This window comes from Nocardiopsis potens DSM 45234, assembly GCF_000341105.1.
Lineage (GTDB): Bacteria > Actinomycetota > Actinomycetes > Streptosporangiales > Streptosporangiaceae > Nocardiopsis_A > Nocardiopsis_A potens.
In genome coordinates, this window is sequence record NZ_ANBB01000025.1 from 21905 (window position 1) to 44067 (window position 22163).

At 74.4% G+C, this 22163-nt stretch carries 19 protein-coding genes; 16 read left to right on the forward strand and 3 right to left on the reverse strand.

Translation table 11 applies throughout. The features are described 5' to 3' along the window. Positions 1–39: 39 nt before the first annotated feature. From D459_RS0109790 to D459_RS0109835, 10 genes are all read left to right on the forward strand, one after another. Complete coding sequence (locus tag D459_RS0109790; protein WP_017592824.1) at positions 40–561, forward strand: RpiB/LacA/LacB family sugar-phosphate isomerase; 522 nt, start codon at positions 40–42, stop codon at positions 559–561. Between the two features lie 335 nt (positions 562–896). Beyond that, positions 897–1958, forward strand: coding sequence for a 2-hydroxyacid dehydrogenase (locus tag D459_RS0109795; RefSeq protein ID WP_026120238.1), 1062 nt, complete (start codon positions 897–899; stop codon positions 1956–1958). A gap of 535 nt (positions 1959–2493) precedes the next feature. Then, complete coding sequence (locus tag D459_RS0109800) at positions 2494–3942, forward strand: FGGY-family carbohydrate kinase (protein WP_017592826.1); 1449 nt, start codon at positions 2494–2496, stop codon at positions 3940–3942. 269 nt (positions 3943–4211) lie between these two features. Continuing rightward, entirely contained in the window at positions 4212–4337 is a 126-nt protein-coding gene (locus tag D459_RS35375) for a lasso RiPP family leader peptide-containing protein (RefSeq protein WP_017592827.1), read from the forward strand. 426 nt (positions 4338–4763) lie between these two features. Beyond that, on the forward strand, positions 4764–6329 hold the full coding sequence (locus D459_RS31225; RefSeq protein ID WP_161634163.1) for an asparagine synthase-related protein: 1566 nt from the start codon (positions 4764–4766) through the stop codon (positions 6327–6329). Further along, entirely contained in the window at positions 6310–6573 is a 264-nt protein-coding gene (locus tag D459_RS0109815; protein WP_017592829.1) for a lasso peptide biosynthesis PqqD family chaperone, read from the forward strand. The genes D459_RS31225 and D459_RS0109815 overlap by 20 nt, the downstream gene beginning before the upstream one ends. A 1-nt stretch (position 6574) precedes the next feature. Further along, positions 6575–6988: a lasso peptide biosynthesis B2 protein gene (locus tag D459_RS0109820; protein WP_017592830.1), complete on the forward strand. Its 414-nt coding sequence runs from the start codon at positions 6575–6577 to the stop codon at positions 6986–6988. Between the two features lie 125 nt (positions 6989–7113). Beyond that, entirely contained in the window at positions 7114–7896 is a 783-nt protein-coding gene (locus D459_RS31230; RefSeq protein WP_081620505.1) for an ABC transporter ATP-binding protein, read from the forward strand. Positions 7897–8008: 112 nt separating this feature from the next. After that, positions 8009–10573 (forward strand): ABC transporter permease, encoded by a 2565-nt coding sequence (locus D459_RS0109830; protein ID WP_017592832.1) that lies wholly within the window; start codon positions 8009–8011, stop codon positions 10571–10573. Between the two features lie 55 nt (positions 10574–10628). After that, positions 10629–12377 carry an ABC transporter ATP-binding protein gene (locus tag D459_RS0109835; RefSeq protein WP_338044404.1) on the forward strand — a complete coding sequence of 583 codons (1749 nt, stop codon included), beginning with the start codon at positions 10629–10631 and terminating at the stop codon, positions 12375–12377. A 3-nt stretch (positions 12378–12380) separates the two neighbouring features. On the opposite strand, the gene D459_RS36820 is transcribed toward D459_RS0109835, so the two are convergent. Then, positions 12381–12857, reverse strand: coding sequence for an AfsR/SARP family transcriptional regulator (locus D459_RS36820; protein ID WP_241484994.1), 477 nt, complete (start codon positions 12855–12857; stop codon positions 12381–12383). Between D459_RS36820 and D459_RS36825 the strand changes: the two genes are divergently transcribed. The 3 genes from D459_RS36825 to D459_RS0109855 all read left to right on the forward strand — a co-directional run bounded on the left by D459_RS36825 (position 12812) and on the right by D459_RS0109855 (position 15258). Then, positions 12812–13030 carry a hypothetical protein gene (locus D459_RS36825; RefSeq protein WP_017592835.1) on the forward strand — a complete coding sequence of 73 codons (219 nt, stop codon included), beginning with the start codon at positions 12812–12814 and terminating at the stop codon, positions 13028–13030. The two genes, D459_RS36820 and D459_RS36825, sit on opposite strands and share 46 nt — an antisense overlap. A 563-nt stretch (positions 13031–13593) precedes the next feature. After that, complete coding sequence (locus tag D459_RS0109850; protein ID WP_040709689.1) at positions 13594–14412, forward strand: NAD(P)H-binding protein; 819 nt, start codon at positions 13594–13596, stop codon at positions 14410–14412. Positions 14413–14652: 240 nt separating this feature from the next. Next, positions 14653–15258 (forward strand): response regulator transcription factor, encoded by a 606-nt coding sequence (locus D459_RS0109855; RefSeq protein WP_017592837.1) that lies wholly within the window; start codon positions 14653–14655, stop codon positions 15256–15258. Positions 15259–15268: 10 nt separating this feature from the next. Here the strand turns inward: D459_RS0109855 and D459_RS33575 are convergent, their stop codons facing one another. After that, the gene (locus tag D459_RS33575) at positions 15269–16999 is read right to left on the reverse strand and encodes a sensor histidine kinase (protein WP_017592838.1); all 1731 of its coding nucleotides are present in this window, start codon (positions 16997–16999) and stop codon (positions 15269–15271) included. Between the two features lie 412 nt (positions 17000–17411). Between D459_RS33575 and D459_RS31240 the strand changes: the two genes are divergently transcribed. After that, positions 17412–18398, forward strand: a complete 987-nt coding sequence (locus D459_RS31240; RefSeq protein ID WP_152522936.1) for a CPBP family intramembrane glutamic endopeptidase — start codon at positions 17412–17414, stop codon at positions 18396–18398. Next, positions 18395–20443 carry a serine hydrolase domain-containing protein gene (locus D459_RS0109870; protein WP_017592840.1) on the forward strand — a complete coding sequence of 683 codons (2049 nt, stop codon included), beginning with the start codon at positions 18395–18397 and terminating at the stop codon, positions 20441–20443. Before D459_RS31240 ends, D459_RS0109870 begins: the two co-directional genes overlap by 4 nt. Before the next feature lie 31 nt (positions 20444–20474). Here D459_RS0109870 and D459_RS31245 read toward each other — a convergent pair whose 3' ends face one another. Continuing rightward, positions 20475–20765 (reverse strand): MazG nucleotide pyrophosphohydrolase domain-containing protein, encoded by a 291-nt coding sequence (locus D459_RS31245; RefSeq protein WP_017592841.1) that lies wholly within the window; start codon positions 20763–20765, stop codon positions 20475–20477. A 261-nt stretch (positions 20766–21026) separates the two neighbouring features. Here D459_RS31245 and D459_RS0109880 point away from each other — a divergent pair, with 261 nt between their 5' ends. Then, positions 21027–21968, forward strand: coding sequence for a TolB family protein (locus D459_RS0109880; protein ID WP_017592842.1), 942 nt, complete (start codon positions 21027–21029; stop codon positions 21966–21968). The last annotated feature ends 195 nt before the right edge of the window (positions 21969–22163 follow it).

Sequence of the window (22163 nt, forward strand, 5' to 3'; positions counted from 1 at the left end):
CCACCGGGCTCCGGCCCGTTCCCACCGAGGAGGTATCCGATGAGCGCTGAGCAGGAGCGCGGCGAGGAGCCGCTGCGCATCGTGGTCGCCGCCGACAACGCCGGCGTCGAGCTGAAGGACCGGCTGCGCGACCTGATGCAGGGCGACCCGCGGGTCGCCGGCGTGGTCGACGTGGGCGTCAGCGACACCGCCGACGACACCGCCTACCCGGTCCCGGCCGCGGCGGCGGCCGAGATGATCGCCCGCGGCGAGGCCGACCGGGGCGTGCTGGTCTGCGGCACCGGCATCGGCGTGGCCATCGCCGCCAACAAGGTGCCGGGCATCCGCGCCACGGTCGCGCACGACTCCTACTCGGCGGAGCGGTCCATCAAGTCCAACGACTGCCAGGTCATCACCTTCGGGGCGCGGGTCATCGGCCCGCACGCCGCGGAGAAGATCCTCACCGAGTGGCTGGGGCACCGCTTCGACGCCGCCTCGCCGAGCGCCGCCAAGGTCGCCCGGATCACCGAGTACGAGAACGAGCACGCCGGGGCCGGAGCGGCGGGGGCCGGCGGCCGCTGAGGCCCCGCCGGCGCCGTGCCGGCCCCGGACCGGCGGGTCCGAGCCGGCGGGCGGCGGCGGTCCCCCGCGGCCGCCCGGGCAGGATGCGGCGCTCCGGTCCGGGCAGGCCGGACCGGCCCCACCGGGCCGCCCCGGCGGCCGCTTGAAACGATGGGAACGGGCCGGCGGGCCCGGGACCAGGGCGGGGGCGGCCCGGCGGCGGCTCCGAACCGGTCGAAGGAGGCGGAGGGGCCGCGGACCGGCACCGCCCCCTCCCCGCCGCAGGACACCGCAGGAGGCGCTCCCGGCCCGGAGGCCGAGGGATCCTCGGAAGGAATCTGATGAAAGGGACAACGTTGCGGATTCTCGCTGCTGGAGATGAGTTCGTCGGCACCGGGCTGCTGACCTCGGCGGTGCGGGCGGAGCTGGGCACCGCCCCCGGGCAGGACGGCGACCCCGACTTCGCCGAGCTCTCCCTGCCCTGGCCGATCGAGCCGTTCGGCCCGGTCGGCGGGGTGCAGGAGGCCAGCGGCACCGAGGAGCAGGTGATCGAGGCGGTCGCCGGCGCCGAGCTCGCGGTCACCCAGATGGCGCCGTTCACCGAGAAGGTGTTCGCCGCCGCGCCCGACCTGCGCATGGTGTCGGTGTCCCGGGGCGGCCCGGTCAACATCGACCTGAAGGCGGCCACCGCCGCCGGGGTCGCGGTCACCTACGCCCCCGGGCGCAACGCCGCGGCCGCCGCAGAGTTCGCCGTCGGCCTGCTCCTGGCCGCGATGCGCCGGATCTCCACCTCCTCCGCGGAGCTGCTGGAGGGCACCTGGCGCGGCGATCACTACGCCTACGCCAACGCAGGCGTGGAGCTGGAGGGCACCACCGTGGGCCTGGTCGGCTACGGCGCGATCGGCTCCCGGGTGGCCCGGGTCCTGGTGGCCTTCGGCGCGAAGGTGCTGGTCTCCGACCCGTTCGCGGACCCCGCGAAGATCACCGCGGACGGCGCCGAGCCGGCCGAGCTGGACGACCTGCTGCGCCGCAGCGCCGCGGTGAGCCTGCACGCCCGCCTCACCGAGCAGACCCGGCACCTCATCGACGCCGACAAGCTCGCCCTGATGCCGGAGGGCGCGGTCCTGGTGAACAGCGCCCGGGGCGGGCTGCTCGACTACGCGCCGCTGCCCGGCCTGCTCCGCTCGGGCCGCCTGGGCGCGCTGGCCCTGGACGTCTACGACGTCGAGCCGCCGCCCGCCGACTGGGCGCTGCGCGACGCCCCCAACGTCATCGCCACCCCGCACCTGGCCGGCGCCAGCCGGCAGACCGCCGAGCGCGCGGCGCGCATCGTCGCCGCCGAGGTCGGCCGGTACGTGCGCGGCGAGGACCTGGCCAACGTCGCCAACCCCGACGTGCTGGACCGGTTCCGCCGCTGACCCGCCCCGGGCGGCGGCCCGCCCCGACGGGAGCGCCGCCCACCGGACGGGCCGGCCCGCGCCGCCCCCGGCCCGCACGCCGCTCGGAGCGCCTGCGGGCGGCGGCCGGAGCGGTGCACCGGGAAGCCCTCCGCGCCGGTCCCCGGGACGGCGGGCCGCGCTCCCGGCGGCGCCCGGGAACGCGGCCCGCCGAGAGCGGGCGCGGCCGCACGGCCCGCGTACGCGCCCGCGGGGTGCGGAGCCCGACTCCCGCTCCGGCGCCGAGGTCCTGGCCCCCGCGTACGCGCCCGCGGCGCACGGAGTCGCCGCCCGGCGCGGTTTCGGGGCGCAGGTCCCGCGTACGCGCCTGCGGGGCCCGGAGGACGCCCCGGCCCGGTCCCCGCGCACGGCGGCCGGGGACGCGGTCCTCCGTCCGCCTCTTCCACCGTTCTCCGCGCCGCGGAGAACGGGCCGGGGTCCCGGTGCCGGTCGGCCCGGCGCCGCCCACCCGTTTCCACCCGGCCCGCCGGCCGGAGGCTCCCAGAAGGAGGACCCGATGATCGTCGGAGTCGACATCGGCACTTCGCTGACCAAGGCGGTGGCCTTCGGGCCGGACGGCCGCTCCGTCGCGCACGCCGAGGCGGCCTCGGAGCCGACCCGCTTCCCCGACGGCCGGGTGGAGCAGGACCTGGAGGAGGTTCTGGACACCGTCGCCGGCGTGGTCCGCCGCCTCGCCGCGGAGCTGGACCGCCCGGTCACCGCGCTCGCGCTGACCGGCCAGGGCGACGGGCTGTGGCTGCGCGACGAGGAGGGGCGGGCGGTCCGCCCGGCGATCTCCTGGCTGGACGGCCGGGCCGCGGGGACGGTGGCGCGCTGGCAGGCGGCCGGGGTGGACCGCACCGTGTTCCGGCGCACCGGCTCCGGGCTGTTCCCCGGCTGCGCCGCCGCGCTCCTGGCCCACCTGGACGCCGAGGAGCCGGAGGCGCTGGACCGGGCCGCCACCGCCGGGTACTGCGTCGACGCGGTCGCCCAGCGGCTCACCGGGACCGTGGCTGTGGACGTCTCCGACGCCTCGCTGCCCTTCCTCGACCCGGCCACCCGCCGCTACGACGACGCCGCCATCGCGGCCTGCGGCCTCACCCACCGCCGCGGCCTGCTGGCCGAGCCCGCCCCGCCCGGCACCGTGCTCTCCCTCGACGCGGAGGGCGCCCGGCTGCTCGGCCTGCCCGAAGGGCTCCCGGTCACCGCCGGGCCGTTCGACATGCCGGCCTGCGCGATCGGCGCCGGGGTGCGCGAGCCCGGCGATGGGCTGCTCATCGCCGGCACCACCCTCGCCTGCCAGGTGCTGCGCAAGGGCCCGGGGTTCGACCGGGAGGGCGAACCGGCCGGCATGCTGCTCGCCGCCCCCGACCCCGACCTGTACCTGCGCGCCATGGCGGCGATGGTCGGCACCGCCGGCCTGGACTGGGCCTGCGACCTGGTCGGCGCGGACACGGCCGACACCGACGCGCTGCTCGCCGCCTCCGCCCCCGGCGCGGGCGGGGTGCGCGCGCTGCCGTTCCTCTCCGGCGCGGGGGAGCGCGCCCCGTTCGTCGACGCCGCGGCCCGCGCCCGGTTCACCGGCCTCACCCTCCAGCACACCCGGGCCGACCTGGTGCGAGCCCTGTGCGAATCGGTGGCCTTCGCCGCCCGGCACTGCCTGGAGGAGGCCGGCCTCACCGGCGCCCTGTACGCCTGCGGCGGCGGGATCCGCTCCCCGGAGTGGACCGGGATCTTCGCCGACGTGCTGAACCGCCCGGTCACGGTGCCGGCCGACCCCGGCGTCGGCGCGCGCGGCGCGGTGATCACCGCCGCCCGCGCCCTGGGCCGCCCGGTCGACGAGGACCGCTGGGCCTCCGGCTCCCGCACGGTCGCCCCCCGCCCGGAGAACACCGCCTTCTACGAGCGCGCCTACACCGCCTACCGCGCCTCCCTCACCACCGCCCGCCGCGACTGGGCGGCCTGACCCCGCCCCCGCCGCACCCCTCTGTCCTAGCCCCCAGAGGCAGGAGAGACCGTCTCTCCGAGGCGCAGACAGGGGCAGTGGAAGTGCCACCGTCGCCGGCGGTCATCGAACGGACCGCTGGAAGTCGTCGGGAAGTCAAAGGGAAGTCGGTCTTGAGTGCTTCTGGAACCGGGCGGGAGGCATGAGGGAGGTCGGGGTGCAATCCTGCTTTTCAGTGCTTTTCAGTGCATATGTGGAAAGCGCTGCGAATCAACTGACAAGGAGGAAATATGGAGAACGCGATGGAGGTGTACGAGCCGCCGGAGTTCATTGAAATCGGTGACTTCGCTGAGCTCACCCGTCTGACCCGCGACGGGAACTGGGTGGACAGCCCGGGCTGGGGCTGGTGGCTCTAACGCCTTCGGAGGAAGGCGACGAGTGATGCCGTGAGGGGTGGGGTGGTGCCCCGAGGTCGTCCACCCTGCCCCTCTTTTCCGTGCTCGGTGTGTTTCCCGCGTTCGGGTGAGTGCACCGCGGGCCTGGGTGAGGAGCAGATGACGTTCATAATCCTTCCCGACTCTGAAGGACTGTCGCCCTTCGGGAAGAAGGTGAAGACGGAAGCGGACCGCTTCGGAAAGGTCTTGGAGTACCCGTCGGGGCGGCCCTGGATCGTCGGCGACTGGCCGGAAACGGACATCGTTGAGGCCCGCTCCGCTAGGACTCGGGTCGTGCTACTGGGCGTCGTCGGCGCCTCCCCCAGGGAACTGCAGCACAGGATCGCGGGTGTCCAGAGCATTGAGGACCTGGACTTTCTCTCCCTTGCCGTCCCAGGTTCCTACCACATGATCGCCTCCGTCGACGGGCGCATCAGGGTGCAGGGGACGCTCTCCACCACGCGCCATGTCTTCTACAGGCGAATCGGCGGGGCGGTCATCGCCGCGGATCGGCCGCAGGCCCTCGCCTGGGCGGGGGAGGCGGAGGTCGATGAGGAGCGCCTGCCGCTCCACCTCCTTGCGCCCTTCGGCCCGCCGTGGCCGTTGAGTGAGGGAACCCTCTGGAAGGGGGTCGATTCGGTGCCGCCGGGCAGTTACCTCTCCCTTCTCCGCCACGGTGGGGCCAGGGCCACTCGCTGGTGGAGCCCGCCCTCCCCGGACTTACCGCTGAGGGAGGGCGGGGAGCAGGTCCGGGCCGCGCTGGAGACCGCGGTCAGAGCCCGTACCGGTGGCGGGGAACCGGTGGCCGTGGACCTCTCCGGGGGGATGGACTCCACCAGCCTGGCGTTCCTCGCCGCCGAGCACTCCTCCCCGGTGGTCACCGTGCACACCGAGGCGCTCGGCAGCGCCAACGACGATGCGCAGTGGGCCGAGCGCTGCCGCCGCTCCCTCCCGGACGCCCGGCACCTGATCGTGCGGCGCGGCACCGCCCCCGCCCTGTACTCACCACTGGAGGAGGCCGGTCTCGACATCGAAGGGCCGCTCTCCTTCGCCCGGGCCCGCTCCCATTACGAGGACATCGCCCGGCGTGTCGCCGGGACCGGAGCCCGCTACCATCTCGGCGGAGTCGGCGGAGACGAACTCTTCCAGCCCTCCGTGCTGAACCTGACGGCGCTCCTTCGCAGCGCACCGCTGCGCACGCTCCCGCACATCCGGAGATTCCGGCACCGGTACCGGTGGAACCTGCGGCGCGCCGCCCGGGTACTGGAGCGGAAGAAGTCTTATCAAGCCTGGCTCTCCGAGTGCGCGGAGCGGTTGACCGGGGACCGCTCCTGGGGAGCGTCCCCGGACACCGACTGGGAGATCGCGCCGAGGATGCCCCCATGGTCGACCGAGCGCGCGATCCGACGGGTCGCCGAACTGCTGCGGGAGGCGGCACAGGACGGCGCCGCGCCCCTGGACGAGCTCCCGGTCAACCACGAGATGCTCCGGCTCATGCAGGTCAACGGTCGGGCGATGCGGATGAACTCCCGTATCGCGGAGCACTTCGGCGTGGCCCTGGAGGCGCCCTACTGCGACGACGCGGTCATCCAGGCGGCCATGTCGGTGCGGCTGGAGGACCGAGTCGCCGGCGAACAGCCCAAACCGGTCCTGGCCGAGGCGATGCGGGGCCGGGTCCCGCATGTCTTCGAGCGCCGGACCAAGGGCGACGCGAGCACGGAGATCTACACCGGAATACGGCTGAACAGGGCCGGACTGGACCGCTTCTGCCGGGAGTCCCGGCTGGCGAAGCTGGGGCTGATCGACGCCGAGGCGATGCGGGACGTCGTTCTCGGGCTGCATGCCGACACCAGGCCGCTCATGCCCTTCGACGCGACTCTCGGGACCGAGCTGTGGCTGCGCGGAGTGGAAGGGCCGGGCGGGCCGACGATACGAGCCGGAGACGGGGATGAGGATGGCCTGGTCGCTGAATGACGGGGTGACGGTGGCGGAGACGCCCGACGGCGTCGTCCTGCTGGATGAGAGGGAAGGCAGGTACTGGCAGCTGAACGATACCGGGGGAGTGGTGCTCCGCTCCCTGCTGGAGGGGGGAGGGGCCGAAAGGGCGGTCGCTGAACTGCGGCGCAGGTACCCGTCCGCCGGCGATGTCGTCGCGGCCGACGTGCAGAAGGTGGTCGGCAGGCTCAAGGCTTCAGGGATGGTCAGAGATGAGTCCTAGGATGACTGCGCTGGAGACCGCTCCCCGGCCCCCGCTGAGCGCCCGGATCCAAGCACTCCCGATCATCGGCGTCGCCCGGCTGCTGGCCCGGTGCAGGCCCGCCCGGATCAGAGCGGTCTTGGAGGTCCTCGCTCGGGGAGCGCCTCCGGCCACGGCCGAGCGGACCGCCCGGATCCGCGACGTCATCGTGGGAACGAGTATGCGCTGCGCGGGCCCCCGGTGCCTGGAGCGCTCTATTGCCACCGCTCTGCTCTGCCGGGCCAGTGGAATGTGGCCGGACTGGTGCACCGGCGTCGCGCTGCGGCCGTTCCGCGCGCACGCCTGGGTCGAAGCCGAGGGAAGGCCGATCGGTGAGGACGAACAGGAAATCGCGCTGTTCGTGACGGCGATGCGTGTGACCCGGCGGGAGAGATGACCTATCGGCCGCACCGAGCCGGGTGCGGGCCCTCCGCCCTTCTGGTGTGTACCTCTCTGGGGGGAGGGGCGGTTCACTCGGCGGATGGACGCGGCCGGGATGCGAGCGGGAGAACACTCGGAGACATGACGGGACAGGAAGAGCCGAACGAAGACGGAAGAGCCGCGGCGGAGAGCGGAGCGGCGGCGGAACTGCGGAATGTGAGCCGGACCTACGGGGAGGGCGCGGCGGCGGTCTCCGCTCTGGAGGAGGTGACCACCGGTTTCCGGAAAGGCACCTTCACCGCGGTGATGGGGCCCTCCGGGTCGGGGAAGACGACACTGCTGCAGTGCCTGGCCGGACTGGTCCGGCCCTCCTCCGGGGCGGTCTCCCTGGGCGGTGTTCAGATCGACGGGCTACCGGAGAAGCGGCTGGCCAGGGTGCGCCGGAGCAGGGTCGGTTTCGTCTTCCAGGAGTTCAACCTCATCCCGGCGCTCACCGCGCTGGAGAACATGCTCCTGCCGATGCGCCTGGCGGGCCGCCGTCCCGACCGGGAATGGGTCGCCGAGATCACCGGGCGCACCGGAATCGCGCACCGGCTGTCGCACCTGCCGCACGAGCTCTCCGGCGGCCAGCAGCAGCGGGTGGCGATCTGCCGGGCCCTGGTCACCCGGCCCGCGGTCATCTGCGCGGACGAACCGACGGGCGCGCTGGACGGCTCCTCCGGCCGCGAGGTCATGGCGCTGCTCCGCGAAGCGGTGGACGTCTACCGGCAGACCCTGGTCATGGTGACCCACGACCCGGTGGCCGCCTCCTACTCCGACAGGGTCCTCTTCCTCGTGGACGGGCGCATCGTCGAGACGATGGGCCGACCCGTGCCGCACACCGTCGCCGAGCGGATGACCGCGCTGGTGGAGGAGGTCCGATGAGCCGGCCGGGGCCCGTGCGGACGAAGACCGCACCGACCGGGAGCGGTGCACGGCTCCGGTGCCGGCGGCCGGCGGCTCCGGTGGCCGGCCCGGACCGGAAGGGCGGCCACCGGTGATCGGCATCGCATGGCGCATCCTGCGCCGCAGCCCGGGAACGCTGTTCGGCGCCTTCATCATGATCACGGTGGGGACGGCGCTGCTCGCGGCCTTCGCCATCGTCCAGGATTCGATATCCCGGACAACCGCCCCGGTGGAGCGCTACGCGGCCGCCGACGTCGTCGCCTCCGGCCAGGCCGGAGTGTTCACCCCCGAGGCGGTCGAGGAGGCCGGCGGCCTGCCCGGGGTGGCCGAGGCCGTACCGGAGCTGTCCTTCCCCGCTCTCGTCCTCGGCGCGGACGGTCACCCTCCCGCGGACTGGGAGGACACCGCCCGCTTCGGACACGGCTGGTCCAGCGCCGGGCTCACCCCCTTCCTCCTGCTGGAGGGCCGGGCGCCCGACGCCTCCGACGAGGTGGTCCTGGACGCGGAGTCCGCGGCCGAGGCGGGGGCGGGCGTCGGCGACCGGGTCGACGTGGAGGTCGCCGGGACCGTCCGCGGCCACCGCCTGGTCGGCGTCGTGGAGGCGGAGGCAGGGCCGACGGAGTACCAGCGCGCCCTGTTCTTCACCGATCGGCGGGCGGCGGAGCTGGCCGCCCGGGGCGGGGGAAGGTCCGACGCCATCGGCCTGCACCTGGAGCCCGGCGCCGATCCGGGCGCCGTGGCCGCAGCGCTCGATGAGCGGCTGCGGTCCGCGCTCGCCGGGGACGTGGACAGCCCTTCGGGCGTCCCCGCCTACCGTGTGGGCTCCGGCGCCGAGCGCGGCGAACTGGAGCAGGCGCTTCCCGACCACCGGGCCTCCGCGCAGGCCATGGCCATGCTGATCTGGATCGTGGCCTTCATGGCGGTCGCCGTGATCGGCGGCGCCCTGATCACTTCGGTGCGCAGCAGAGCCGAGCAGTTCGCCCTGCTGAGGGCGGTGGGGGCGACTCCGGGGCAGGTCCGCCTGCTCTGCCTGGCCGAGGCCTTCCTCCTCTCCCTCGCGGGCGTGGCCGCGGGGGCGCTCTCCGGCATGCTGCTCGGCCGCCTCCTACTGGAGGGATTCCGGGCGATCGGGGTGGTCAGCCCGGTGCTGCGGGTGCACTACGGGCCCGGCGCCCTGCTGATCGCGGGGGTGACCGCGCTGGTCGTCGGCCAGGCGGCCGCCTGGTTCGCAGCCCGTGCCGCGCTGCGCATCCGCCCGGCGGAGGTGCTCGCGGGCCAGGCCGCCGTCCCGGTGACCCGGGGGCGCCGGCGGGTCGGCCGGATCACCGGTGCGCTGCTGCTCGCCGCCGCGGGGATCCTGCAGGCGCTCGGGATGGCCGGGCTGGTCCCGGCCGTGCTCCGGGGGGCCTACGGGATGATCGCGAGCGGCCTGGTCATCGTCGGCCTGGGGCTGCTCGGCTCGTGGGCGATCCACGCCGCGGCCCGCGCCGTCCGCCCGCTGCTCTCCTGGGCGGCCCCGGTCGCCGGGCACCTCGCCGCCGCCAACGTCGGCTTCCACCACCGGCGCTACGCCGGTGCGGCGGTGCCGATCGCGGTGGGCACCGCCATCGCCGGCTGGGCCCTGGCCGGCCTCCCGCTCTTCGCCCTGGGCAACTCCCAGGACGTCGCCGAGCGCTTCGCCGCCGACCAGGTGCTGCGCACTCCCATCGTGCGGGACGCCCACACCGGCCTGGGGGAACCCGTCCGGGAGCGGTTGGAGGAGGCGCCCGGCGTCTCCGCCGCGGTCGGCCTGCGGGAACTGTGGGCGCACGCCGCCCCGCCCGGCTCGGGCGGGCCCGGCGGGAGCGGCGCACCGGAGGTGACCCGGGGGACGGTCGTGACCGGCCGGGCCGGTGCCCTGCTGGACCTGGGCGAGGTGACCGGGGACCTCGCCTCCGTCGGCGCGGGCCGGGGCGTCGCCCTGGGAGCGGCCTATGCCCGCCAGGCCGGGATCGGCCTCCACGACGAGGTGGAGGTGCGGACCGCGGGGGCCTCCCGGCCGACGGTGCTGCCGGTGGTCGCGCTGTTCGAGCGGGACAAGGGCGGCGGCGAGGGGATCGTCGTCGCCTCCGAGGCGCTCCGGGACGCCCCCCGGGGCTGGTACGACTACGTCCTGGTCGGGGAGGAGAAGGAGGGCCGGGCGGCGGAGGCGGCGGCCGCCGTCCTGTCCGCTCGGGGGACGGCCTCCGCGGAGGATCCTGAGGAGTTCCTCCGCGCCTACGTCCAGGAGCGGCAGGGCGCGATCGACAACCTCGGCACCCTGGCCACCGCGATGGTCGGCGGGTTCCTGGTGATCGCCTCGGTCAACGCCCTCGCGCTGTCGGCCGCCGACCGCCGCTCCGAGCTGGCCTCGATACGCCGGATCGGAGTGACCGGGCGCCGGCTGAGCAGGATGGTCTCCTGGGAGATGGCCCTCACCGTCGTCCCGGCCTGGCTGCTGGGCGGGCTCGCGACGGCCTGGATGGCCGCGGCGATGGCCGGCGGGGATCTCGGAGCCGCGCTGTGGGCCTACCCGGGGGCGGTGCTCCTCGGATTCGGCGCGGCGGGACTGGCCGCGGCCCTGCTCGGCGCGCTGGCGGCGACCCGCTCGGCCCTGAGGGCCGCGGATGCGCGGTGACCGCGCCCGGGGAATCCCGGAGACCTGTGCCGGTGAACGACGGAAGGAGGCCGCAGTGCGGCGGGAGACGGCAGGTCCATCGGTGCCGGGCCGGAGCGACTTGGGAGAACTCTGGCGCCATCTGCGGCCGCACTGGCGGACCATGCTCGCCGGTGGGGCGCTGGGCCTGGTGGGCAATGCGGTCGCCCTGGCCCAGCCGATGGCCGCGAAGCAGGTCATCGAGGCGGTCGGTGGAGGAGGGATCGCCCCCGGGCCGGTGGCGACCCTCGCGGTCCTGGTGGTGCTCGGCGGGATCCTCGCCGCCGGCGGCGCCTACCTGCTCGAACGGATGGCGGCACGGGTGGTGCGCCGGGTCCGCGGACAGATGGCACGGCACCTGGTGCGGCTTCGGCTGGAGGCGGTCGACCGGCCGGGTGACCTGATCTCCCGGGTCACGGCGGACACGACCTTGCTGAGCAGGGTGGCGACGCGTGCGGTGGTCGATTCGGCCAACGCACTCCTCATGATCATGGGTGCCGTGGTGCTGATGGGGGTGCTCGACGTGGTCCTCCTCGGAATCACGGTCCTGGTCTTCTCCGTGATCCTCGGCGTCGCGGCCACGGCGATGCCGAGGATCGCACGTGCCCAGGAGAAGGTCCAGAGGTCGGTCGGCGACATAGGGGCAGGCCTGGAGCGGATGCTGGGTGCCTTCCGCACCATGAAGGCGAGCGGGACCGAGGCGGCGGAGAGCGGCCGGATCGACCGTGCCGCGGAGCGGGCGATGAACGACGCCGTGACCACTGCGAAGTGGACCGCGGTGGCGCGGGTGGCGGCGGGCCTGGCCACCCAGACGGCGTTCCTGGCCGTGCTCGGGGTGGGCGGCGCTCGGGTCGCCGCCGGAGACCTGGAAGTGTCATCGCTGATCGCCTTCCTGCTCTATCTCTTCAATATGGCGCAGCCTCTCGGTGCCCTGGTGCAGGGGGTCACCGAGTTGCAGGGCGGTCTCGCCGCGGTACGGCGGATACGCGAGGTGGAGGACCTGCCGGTGGAGCAGCCCTCTTCAGAGGGCGCCGGTGCTCAGCGGCTGCGGCCGGAGGGGCCGGCTTCGGGTGCTTTTGAGGAAGTCCGATTCGGTTACGGGGCGGAGCCGGTGCTGGACGGGGTCTCGTTCGAGTTCCAGGCCGGTTCCGTGGTGGCGCTCGTTGGAGAGTCGGGCGGCGGTAAGACCACCGCCTTCTCCCTGCTGGAGCGGTTCTACGATCCGGAGGGCGGAGCGGTGCGGCTCGACGGGGTGGATCTCCGGGAGTGGCCGCTGGGCCGTCTGCGCGCGCAGATCGGCTACGTCGAGCAGGACGCACCGATGCTTCAGGGGACTCTCCGGGAGAACCTGCTCTACTCGGCTCCGGAGGCCGGTGACGATGAGTTGCGGATCGTGCTGGAGAAGACCCGGCTGGCCGAGACGGTCGCCGCGCTGCCGCAGGGCGTCGAGACCCCTGTCGGACACCGGGGGGCGAACCTGTCCGGTGGGCAGAAGCAGCGGATCGCCATCGCCCGAGCGCTGTTGAGGAGGCCCCGGCTGCTTCTTCTCGATGAGGCGACATCGCAATTGGACGCGGCTAACGAGAAGGCGTTGCGGGAGACGATCGCGGAGGTCGCGGGGGAGACCACTGTGCTCCTGATCGCGCACCGGCTGTCCACGGTGGTCGACGCCGATGAGGTGATCGTCTTCGAAGGAGGTCGGATCCGGGCCCGGGGAACGCATGGTGAGCTGCTCGCCGGAGACGAGTTGTACCGCCGGTTCGCGGGATCGCAGGTGATGGCGTGACCCCTATCGAGTGCAGGCCGCCCAGGAAAGGGGCGGGTCGGGCTCTTGGCGGAGGATGCGGAGCCGGAGCAGCTGGAGGTCCGGGGCGGGGTCGGTGCCCAAGGTATCGAGTAGCCGGCTCCGCAGGTCGTCGAAGACCATGAGGGCCTCGCTCGTCCGGAAGGAGCGGTAGAGGGCGACCATCAACTGGGCGAAGAAGGCCTCCCGGAGCTCGTATTGGCGGGTCAGTTTCCGTAGATCAGCGATCACCTCTTGGTGGCGGCCGCGTCGGAGCTGTACGTCCATGAAGGCTTCCAGGGTTGATATGTGCAACTCTTGCCAGAAATCGGAACTCGCCGACAGGTGTGGCGAATCAAGCTCGGAGAATGGCTTTCCCCTCCACATGGAAAGCGCCTGGGAGAATGAGTCGGTGGCTTCGTCGAGGTGTCCGTCGGATGCGTATTTTTCCCCCGGAGGCGCAGGTCGTCGAAAACATGGCAGTCGACATCGGTGCGGTCTGCGATGAGACGGTAGTTCTGTCCGCGTCGTTCGATGGGGACCTCGGTCTTTTTGAGTTCGCTCAGGGCCTTGTGCAGCTGGGCCTGGGCGCCCTGGCGGCCCCGGCCTTCGCCGAGCGATTCGAGGATGCTGTCTCTGTGCGTATACCGTCCTAGGTCTGCGAGGAGGTGGCTGAGGGCGATACGGGAGCGGCGGGTCGGCAGGGGAATGTCGCCCCCGTCCCGCCTGAGAGTGAGGGGGCCGAGGACAGAGTAAGGGGTGTTGTTGCGCATGGAGTGGAGCGCTCTTCTCTCTCGAGGGAGCGGTGGTGATTACTTGAAAGTAATCCCGAAAGCCGTTCACATTTGAGTGTCGGGTCCGCGGTCACCTCTCGATTGCATGTGAATGTTTCGTGAATTTTCTCTGTTGTGGATTTTAGTGAACTGGGTAAGTCGACTCAAGCCGAGGTAAACGAATTCTGCCTGGGCGATGTTGTTCTTGCAGGCCAGTCGGACCGGATCCTGTCTGACCGGATCGGGTCAATCCGCAGTCCTCCTCTTAGGAGGCCGGGTGTGCAGGGGGCGTGACGGGCGGTGGGCCGGAGTGGATCTCGCGATCGGTTTTCCGGATCCGCCTTGCCTCCGATCGGAATCAGGACGGGAAAGGTCCGCGATCCGCCCTACCGTCCTTCCCGACCGCCCCGGCCGGGGCGGGGACGGACGCACATAGGGGAGGACGCATGATCCTTGTGACCGGAGCGACCGGGAGGGTCGGGAGCCGGCTGGTCGGGCTGCTCGCCGGCGCCGGGCACCCCGTCCGCGCGCTGACCCGGCGGCCCGGGGCCGCGCGGTTCCCCGCGGGGGTCGAGGTCGTCGGGGGCGACCTCGCCGACCCGGGGACGCTCGGGCCGGCGCTGCGCGGGGCGGCCGCGCTGCACCTGATCACCTTCGCCGGCGACGACCAGGCGCCGCTGGAGGGCGCGCCGGAGATCCTGGCCGCGGCCGCCCGGGCGGGGGTGGGGCGGGTGACGGTGCTGATGGGCTCGGTCGAACCCGGGCCGGTGGAGCGGGCGGTGGCCGGCAGCGGCCTGGAGTGGACCCGCATCGCCCCGGTGGAGTTCATGTCCAACGCGCTGCAGTGGGCCGACTCGGTCCGGTCCGAGGGCGTCGTCCGGGAGGGCGCGGTGGACGTGCCCGGCTCGACGGTGCACGAGGAGGACATCGCCGCGGTCGCCGCGGCCGCCCTGACCGAGGGCGGCCACGCGGGCGCCACCCACGTGGTGACCGGCCCCCAGGCGCTGACCGTCCGGGACAAGGCGCGCATCCTCGGCGAGGCGCTGGGCCGGCCGGTCCGGGTGGAGGAGCTCTCCGTCGAAGAGCTCCAGGAGGGCTGGCGCGCCGAGGGGTACGGCGAGGACGACATCGCGTTCTTCACCGCCATGACCACCGACCGCCCCGAGGCCGGCCGCACCGTCCTGCCCACCGTGCAGCAGGTCGCCGGCCGCCCGCCGCGTACCTTCGCCGACTGGGCCGGGGAGAACGCCGCGGCGTTCCGCTGACCCGGGCGCCCCGGCCGCCGCCCCGGGGCCGCCCCGGTGCTCCGCCCGAGCGGTCCGGCGGCGGGCCGGACGCGCCGGGATCCGGTGCGCGGCAGTGGATATCCTGGCAGCCGCCGCTCGCGGGCGCGCCGGCCGCCGGCGGGCCCGGAACGGCCGGGGCGCAGGGCCGGCGGCCGGGTGGTGCCGGACCCCCGGCTGCGGCGAAGCCACCGTTCCGCAGCCGCAGCGAGGGAGCACGGCGTGATCAGGGTCCTGCTGGCCGAGGACATGCACATGATCCGGGGCGCGCTGGTCGCGCTGATCGCCGGGGAACCGGACATCGAGGTGGTCGCGGACGTGTCCTCCGGGGACGGCGCGGTGGCCGCGGCCGCCGAGCACCGCCCGGACGTCGCGGTCCTCGACGTCCAGATGCCGGGCGTCGACGGCCTCGCGGCGGCCGGGATGATCCTGGACCGGCTGCCCGGGTGCCGCATCCTCATCCTCACCCAGCTCGGCCGCCCCGAACTGCTGCGGAGGGCGCTGGCGGCGAAGGTCCGCGGATTCATGCTGAAGGACGCGCCGCCCGCGGAGCTGGCCGGGGCGATCCGCCGGGTCGCGGCCGGCGAGCGGGTGATCGACCCGAACCTCGCCGCGGCCGCCATCGAGGCGCGGGAGAACCCGCTGACGGACCGGGAGGCGGAGGTGCTGCGGCTGGCCGGGGAGGGCGACGACCTCGCCGAGATCGCCGCCCGGCTCCACCTGGCCAAGGGCACGGTCCGCAACTACCTCGGAGCGGTCGTCACCAAGCTCGGCGCGCGCAACCGGCTGGACGCCGTGCGCATCGCGGCCGAGGCCGGGTGGCTGTGACGCCGCCGGTTCACGCCTCCGCCGGGCGGCCGGGGCGCGCACCGCGCGCGGCGGGGTGGGACACGGTCAGCTCGTAGCCGCCGTCGCCGACGGGTCCGGCGGTGAGTTCGCCGCCGGCGGCGGCGACCCGCGCGGTGAGGCTGGGGATGCCGCTTCCCCCGGGCCGGGCCGCCCGCGCCCCGCCGGGGCCGCCGGCCGGGGCGGGGCAGACGCCGTCGTTGGCCACCCGCAGGTGTACGCCGGCACCGGTGGAGACCGCCCGGATGGTGGCGGTGCGGGCTCGGCTGTGCCGGAGGACGTTGGTGACGGCCTCGCGGAGCACGGTGGCGAGCAGGGCGTCCACCCGGTCGTCGAGCAGGCCGGTGCCGATGTCGAGCCGGACGTCGACGCCCGCGGCGGTGAGGACCTCGCGGGCCGAGGCGGCCTCCACGTGCAGCGAGACCTCCGGGTCGTCGTAGGGGACGGCGCGGAGGTCGGCGAGGGCCCCGCGGGCCGTCCGCGCGATGTCCCGGAACTCGGCGTCCGCGCGGTCGGGCTCGCGGGCGGCGAGCTCGGCCTTGACGATGATGGCGGACAGGCCGTAGCCGAGCAGGTCGTGCACGTCGGCCGCGATGCGGCGGCGCTCCTCGGCCGCGGCGATCGCGGCGAGCGCCAGGCGGGCCTCGTGCACCTGGGCGACGAGCAGGGTGAGCAGCGCGAGGCCGTAGAGCATCATCGCCACCGAAACGGTGGCCACCGAGGCGACCAGGACCACGATCAGGGGGGCGTCCTTGGTCGCCAGGAGCACCAGCAGCTCGCTCAGGACGATGGTGGTGAACAGCGTCCAGGCGGCGGCGCGGCCGGGCACCGCGATCAGGGCCGAGGCGGCCGCGAGGGCGACCAGGCTGTGGACGATCTCGACCTCGGGACGGACCAGGGGCACCAGCGCCAGCCCGGTCTGGAGCGGGAGCGTCCAGGCGGCGTGGCGGTGGCGCCGCTCCGGCCCCCGGGGCAGCAGGTGGTAGACGTGGACGCCCACGACCGCCAGCACGATGGCCGAGCCGGCCGCGGTGGCCGGGCCCGGGTCCGCCAGCATGAAGAGCAGGGCCCCGGCCACGTACACGGCCAGTCCGCTGAGCACGACGGGGAGCGCCAGCCGGGGCGTCATGTCGGCCCGCCGCACCCGGGCCGGCCGGTCCATGGGGGCCTGCCGGATGCGCGCGGCGGCGTCCCGGGCCAGCGTCGCTATCTCGGCCGCGCGCCCCTTCCCGGCCAGGCCGATGACGGCGGACAGCGCCGACCCGAGGACGGCGTCCAGGTCCCGGGAGATCCGGTCGCGCTCCTCGGCCACCGACTGCGCGGCCAGTTCCCTGCGGGTCGCGTGCAGCTCGCTGCGCAGGTCGCTGAGGCGGGTCAGGCCGAACACGATCAGCCCCACGATCACCGTGTTCCCCGCCGCGCTCACCCCGGCGGTGAAACCGGTGCCGGAGAGCAGGCCGGCGGCGGCCGCGACGGCGCCGAACACCGGCCAGCGCAGCCGGCCCGGGACGATCAGCAGCACGGAGGCGGCCAGGAACCCCTTCGGCTCGCTCCAGGGGAACAGCGCCACTTGGGCGGCCAGCGTCCACCGGCCGCGCAGCCGCCTGGTGCGGGGCAGGCAGTTGACGAGCTGGAGCGCGAGGAACAGGGGCGTCGCCACAGTCGGATGGCCGAAGAAGAGGGGGACGGCCAGTCCCACGAGCGTGATGACGAGGATCGGCACGGACGATCACTTTAGCGGTGCGCCGACGCATTCCGACCGGATGCGCCTTTCCTCCTTTTCGTGCATTCTGCACGGCCGATCGGGGTGCGCGGCACTGGGCACGGACCCGTCCGACCGGAAATCCTCATGGCACCGGTGCGGAGGCCCGCCGCGCCCGCGGCTCCGCGCGCACGGCCGGCCCCGCTTCCCCTGCCCGATCGGGCTTCCGGGCTTCCAGGCCTCCGGCGGACGACCCGCGGCGAGCACCGGAGCAGGGCCCGGAAAGAGAACACGTCCGAATGCGAAGAGAACGGAGTACCGGGTGAATGCGGGGCTTATGCCGGGCGCCGGCCGGCACGCCCCGCCCCGCTCCGGCCGCGGCGCCCGCGGCCTCCGCGACGAACCCCCGAACCCGAAACGGAGGAGCACCCCGATGACCGCCCCTTCGGCCCCCGGCCGAACGCCCGCCTGGCGCCGCCTGATCCGGCAGCGCCCGATGACGAGCTTCTTCACCCTGGCGATCGCCTTGAGCTGGATCGCCTGGATCCCCTACATCCTCTCCGCCCACGGCCTGGGCGTGCTGGACTTCGCCCTGCCCGGCCTGGCGTCCCAGCTCCTCCTGATGCTGCCCGGCGCCTACCTCGGCCCGATCTTCTCGGCCTTCCTCGTCACCGCCGTCGCCGACGGCCGGGAGGGGGTGCGCCGCTGGGCGGGGCGCCTGTTCAAATGGCGGATGAGCTGGCGCTGGTACGCGCTGGCGGTACTGGGCGTGCCGCTCGCGCTCATCGTCTGCGCCATCCCGTTCTCCGGCGGGGACATCCGGATGCCGCCGCTCATGGTGCTGGCGGTCTACCTCCCCGGCCTGGTGCTGCAGTTCGTGACGACGGGCATCGCCGAGGAGCCGGGCTGGCGCGACTTCGCCCTGCCCCGGATACAGCCCTACCACGGGCCGCTGCGCGGCACGCTCATCCTCGGCGTGATCTGGGGGGTCTGGCACCTGCCGCTCTTCCTCACCGAGTGGGGCGGCTACCCGCACGGCACCTGGGCCGACCCGATCAACTTCACCTTCTCCTGCATCGCCATCAGCGTGGTGATGACCTGGGTGTTCAACCGCACCGGCGAGAGCCTGCCGATCGCGATCCTGCTGCACGCCAGCGTCAACAACTTCATGTCGATTGTGATGGGCTTCATGTTCCCCTCGATCGGGGCCACCCACGCCGACGGCACCAACGTCATCCTCCTCGCCTTCGGCACGGCGGCCTGCGTGCTCCTGGTGGCCACCCGGGGCAGGCTCGGGTACGACCCGGCCGCCGCGTCCCCGCCGCAGGGCGGAGCCCCCGGGGCCGAGCAGGCGGGGGAGGCGCACGGGCGCCCCGCCGTCGGCCCGGAGCCCGGCGGGGACCGGGGAGGGCGGCCGTGACCGCCGACCGGACCGCCCCCCGCGGGGAGCCGGAGGGCCCGGGCCGGGCGCACCGCCCGGCCCTCCGGGCGCTGGGCGCCGCCGGAGCCGTCCTCGCGCTGGTGGGCGGCTGCGGCACCGCCATGCCCGGCACCTCTCCCGCGCCCCCGGTCCCCGCCCCCGGCGGCACCGCCGAGCCGACCGAGGAGGACGTCGGCGCCTGGCTCGACGGGCTCCTCCCCGCCTCCCTGGAGGCGGCCGGAATAGCGGGGGCCGCCGTGGCCGTCGTCCGCGACGGCGAGATCCTCACCGCCCGCGGCTACGGCCGCGCCGACACCGGAACGGGCTACGAGTACGGCGAGACCGCGGCCGGCGACATCACCGCCGAGCCGGTCGACCCCGACCGGACCCTCTTCCGGATGGGATCGGTGACCAAGGTCTTCACCGCGACCGCGGTGATGCAGCTGGTCGAGGCGGGCGAACTGGACCTGGACGCCGACATCGGCGAGTACCTCGACTTCCCGCTGGAGACGTCCTTCGACGAACCGGTCACCCTGCGCCACCTGCTCACGCACACGGCCGGGTTCGAGGAGGCCGTCGCGGGGATGATGCTCCCCGAGGGAGCCGAGCCGGACCTGCGCGCGCACCTCTCCACCGACCCCCCGGAGCAGGTCTACGAGCCCGGTACGGTCCCCGCCTACTCCAACTACGGCTACACCCTGGCCGGGTACATCGTCGAGCGCGCCTCCGGGACCCCCTACGCGGAGTACATCGACGAGAACGTGCTCGCCCCGATCGGGATGGACGACTCCAGCGCCCGCCAGCCCCTCCCCGAGGACCTGGAGCCGCTGCTCTCCCAGGGGTACGAGACCGACGACGGCAGGCCCCAGGACTTCGAGACCGTCACCGGCGCCCCCGCCGGGGGCCTGTCCGCCACGGCCACCGACATGGCCCGGTTCATGCTCGCCCACCTGGACCCCGAGCGCTCCGGCGGCCCCTCCCTGCTGGAACCGGAGACGCGCGAGCTCATGCAGGCCCCGGCCCTGGACGAGGAGACCCTGGGCGGCCTGGCCGAGGGCCCCAGAATGACCCTGGGCCTCTTCGAGGAGGACCGCAACGGCCGCAGGATCGTCGGCCACGGCGGGGACACCAACTTCTTCCACACCCACATGCAGCTCTACCCCGAAGAGGGGACGGGCGTCTTCGTCGCCTTCAACAGCACAGGGAAGGACGGCGCCGCCACGGTCGGCCTCCGCGAGGCCGTCATGTCCGGTTTCGCCGACCGCTACTTCCCCGCCGGGGAAGGGGACCGGGAGGCGCCGCCCCCGAAGGACGAGGGGCGCGCCGAGGAGATGGCGGGCACCTACGTCCCCTCGCGGTCGATGCACTCCAACTTCCTGAGGACCGTCGACCTCGCCCAGGAGACGCGGGTGGCGGCCCGGCCGGACGGCACCATCCTGGTGTCCCCCGGGCCCGAGACCGGAGCCCCCACCGCCTACGAGGAGATCGAGCCCTGGGTCTGGCGCGAGGTCGGAGGCCGGCGGATCCTGACCGCCCGGGTGGAGGACGGCCGGGTCGACGCCCTCGGCTACGCCTCGGCGTTCAGCCTGCTGCCGGCCGACCCCGAGCGCTCGTCGGCGGTGGCCCTGCCGGTACTGGCCGCCTCCACGGGGCTGCTGCTTCTGGTGGTGCTCTCCTGGCCCGTCGGCGCCGTGCTGCGGCGGCGCCTGCGGCCGCCCGGGCGGGAGCGGGCCGGGCGGGCGGCCCGAGCGGCCACGAGGGCGGCGGTGGGGGCGACGCTGGCCGCCTTCGCCGGCTGGGCGGCGGTCATCGGCATGGCCATGAGCCTGCAGGAGGTCTCCCCGCTGCTGCTGCGGGCGCTCCAGGTCGCCCAGGCCGCGGGCATGGCCGGGACGGTCCCGGCGGCCCTGGTCCTCTTCGGCGACGTGCGCCGCAAGGCCGGGTGGGCGCGGTGCCCGGGCGGCGCGCTGGTCCTGGCCGCGCTGGTGGGCTGCGGCTGGTTCGCGGTCTCCTTCAACCTGGTCGCCCCGGACATCTCCTACTGAGGCACCCGGCGCCGGCCCCGCGGACGCCCGTTCAGTCCTCCGCCCGATCGGCATCGTAGCGGGCCCGGCGCAGGTCCGCTTTGGCCCGGACCGCCTCGTCCAGGTCGATGCCGTGCAGCAGGGCGATGCGGTGCAGCAGGATCCCGACGTCGCCGATCTCCTCGGCGATTCCGGGCAGCTCACCGGTGCGGGTGGCCTTGGCGAGCTCGCCCACCTCCTCGGCGAGGAAGGCGATGCACTCGCGCGGCCCCTGGTCGTCGATGCGCATGTGCGCGAAGAGCTCGGCGACGATCTCGGGGGTCGGGGCGGCGGGGTTCGGCACGGGGCCTCCTGGGGTGGCGGTGCGCCGGGCGGTGCGCCCGGCCGTCTGGTCCTCTCCCTACCCGTGCAGGGACGGCATGCCGCCCCGAGAGGGCGAGGGCGACGCGCCGCACCCCGATCGGTGTGCACGGCGTCCGCTCCCGGTCAGGGCCCAACAAAGGGCGGGGACCGGGTGTCTTCCCTCCCGACGGCGCCGGGGGCGCCGCAACGCCCTGCGGGGGACTGAGACAGGGAAGCGGAGACGGGGAAGGAGCACAGGGGGATGAGCAGGACGGAGCCGAAGCGGCGGGGGCACGCGCGGCAGGCGTTCATCGGCGCGGCGGGGGCCGGAGCGGTGTTCGCAGGGATCTTCGCGGCGGCGTCGGCGCCCGCCGGGGCGGAGGCGGGCGCCGCGGGGGTGCCCGAGGCGCCGATCGTGTTCGCCGCCGACCTGGAGGGCACCGGCGGCACGGACCTGTACACGGTGAGCGGCACCGGCGGGCCGGAGCGGATCGCCGCGACGGAGGGGAACGCCGGCGAACCGGCCTGGTCCCCGGGGCGCGGCGAGATCGCGTTCACCGACGACGCGGACGGCCCGACCGACCTGTACTCGGTGGGCGCCGAGGGCGGCGAGCCGCGCCGGATCACCGAGGACCTCACCGAGCAGGGCGGGCCGACATGGGCGCCGGACGGGGAGCGGATCGCCTACTCCGACGACGCGCCGCGCCGTCCCCCGGAGGAGAGCGGCATCCACGTGCGGACCGGAGACGGCGAACCGGTGCAGCTCACCGCAGGCGGCCGGGACCCCGACTGGAACGGCGGCTCCCAGATCGCCTACGCCGGCACCGACGGCGACGAGGACACCCTCTACCTGGTCCCGGCGGACGGCGGCGACCCGCAGTTCCTGGCCGAGTTCCCGGGCGGCGAGGTGGTCGGCCCGGACTGGCACCCCGACGGCGTGCGGATGCTGTTCTGGGAGAAGACCGCTTCCGGCGAGGCGCGGCTGACCGTCGCCGGGCGCGACGCGGGCGACCCCCGCGCGGTCTTCGGCACCGGCGCGGCGGTCGGCGGTGCGAGCTGGTCGCCCTCCGGAGACCTGATCGCCTTCGCGATGGACGGGCCCGACGGCAACGGGATCTACCTGCTGGACGCGGAGGACCCCGGCACCCCGGAGAAGGCGGTCGACCTCCCCGGGTCCGAGCCGGTCGACCTGGACTGGTCCTGACCCGGTCCGAGGCCGGCGGGAGGGGCGCCGCGCCGGAGCGCCCCTCCCGCCCCGTCCCTTCCTCCGCCCTCCGGGGCGGATCCGTCCGCCGGTCGGCCGGGGGCGGGCGGCGGGGCGGCTCCCGGAGCCGAGCCGAAGAAGCGCAGGGAGCGCGGCGGCGGCACGGGCCCCGGGCGTGCAGCGGGGCGAAGGGCG

What these genes read in the sequence shown, in the direction of transcription:
- D459_RS0109790 (WP_017592824.1), top strand. Translation starts at nt 40, where the DNA reads ATGAGCGCTGAGCAGGAGCGCGGCGAGGAGCCGCTGCGCATCGTGGTC.
- D459_RS0109800 (WP_017592826.1), top strand. Translation starts at nt 2,494, where the DNA reads ATGATCGTCGGAGTCGACATCGGCACTTCGCTGACCAAGGCGGTGGCC.
- D459_RS35375 (WP_017592827.1), top strand. Translation starts at nt 4,212, where the DNA reads ATGGAGAACGCGATGGAGGTGTACGAGCCGCCGGAGTTCATTGAAATC.
- D459_RS31225 (WP_161634163.1), top strand. Translation starts at nt 4,764, where the DNA reads ATGATCGCCTCCGTCGACGGGCGCATCAGGGTGCAGGGGACGCTCTCC.
- D459_RS0109815 (WP_017592829.1), top strand. Translation starts at nt 6,310, where the DNA reads ATGGCCTGGTCGCTGAATGACGGGGTGACGGTGGCGGAGACGCCCGAC.
- D459_RS0109820 (WP_017592830.1), top strand. Translation starts at nt 6,575, where the DNA reads ATGACTGCGCTGGAGACCGCTCCCCGGCCCCCGCTGAGCGCCCGGATC.
- D459_RS31230 (WP_081620505.1), top strand. Translation starts at nt 7,114, where the DNA reads ATGACGGGACAGGAAGAGCCGAACGAAGACGGAAGAGCCGCGGCGGAG.
- D459_RS36825 (WP_017592835.1), top strand. Translation starts at nt 12,812, where the DNA reads ATGCGTATTTTTCCCCCGGAGGCGCAGGTCGTCGAAAACATGGCAGTC.
- D459_RS0109850 (WP_040709689.1), top strand. Translation starts at nt 13,594, where the DNA reads ATGATCCTTGTGACCGGAGCGACCGGGAGGGTCGGGAGCCGGCTGGTC.
- D459_RS31240 (WP_152522936.1), top strand. Translation starts at nt 17,412, where the DNA reads ATGACCGCCCCTTCGGCCCCCGGCCGAACGCCCGCCTGGCGCCGCCTG.
- D459_RS0109880 (WP_017592842.1), top strand. Translation starts at nt 21,027, where the DNA reads ATGAGCAGGACGGAGCCGAAGCGGCGGGGGCACGCGCGGCAGGCGTTC.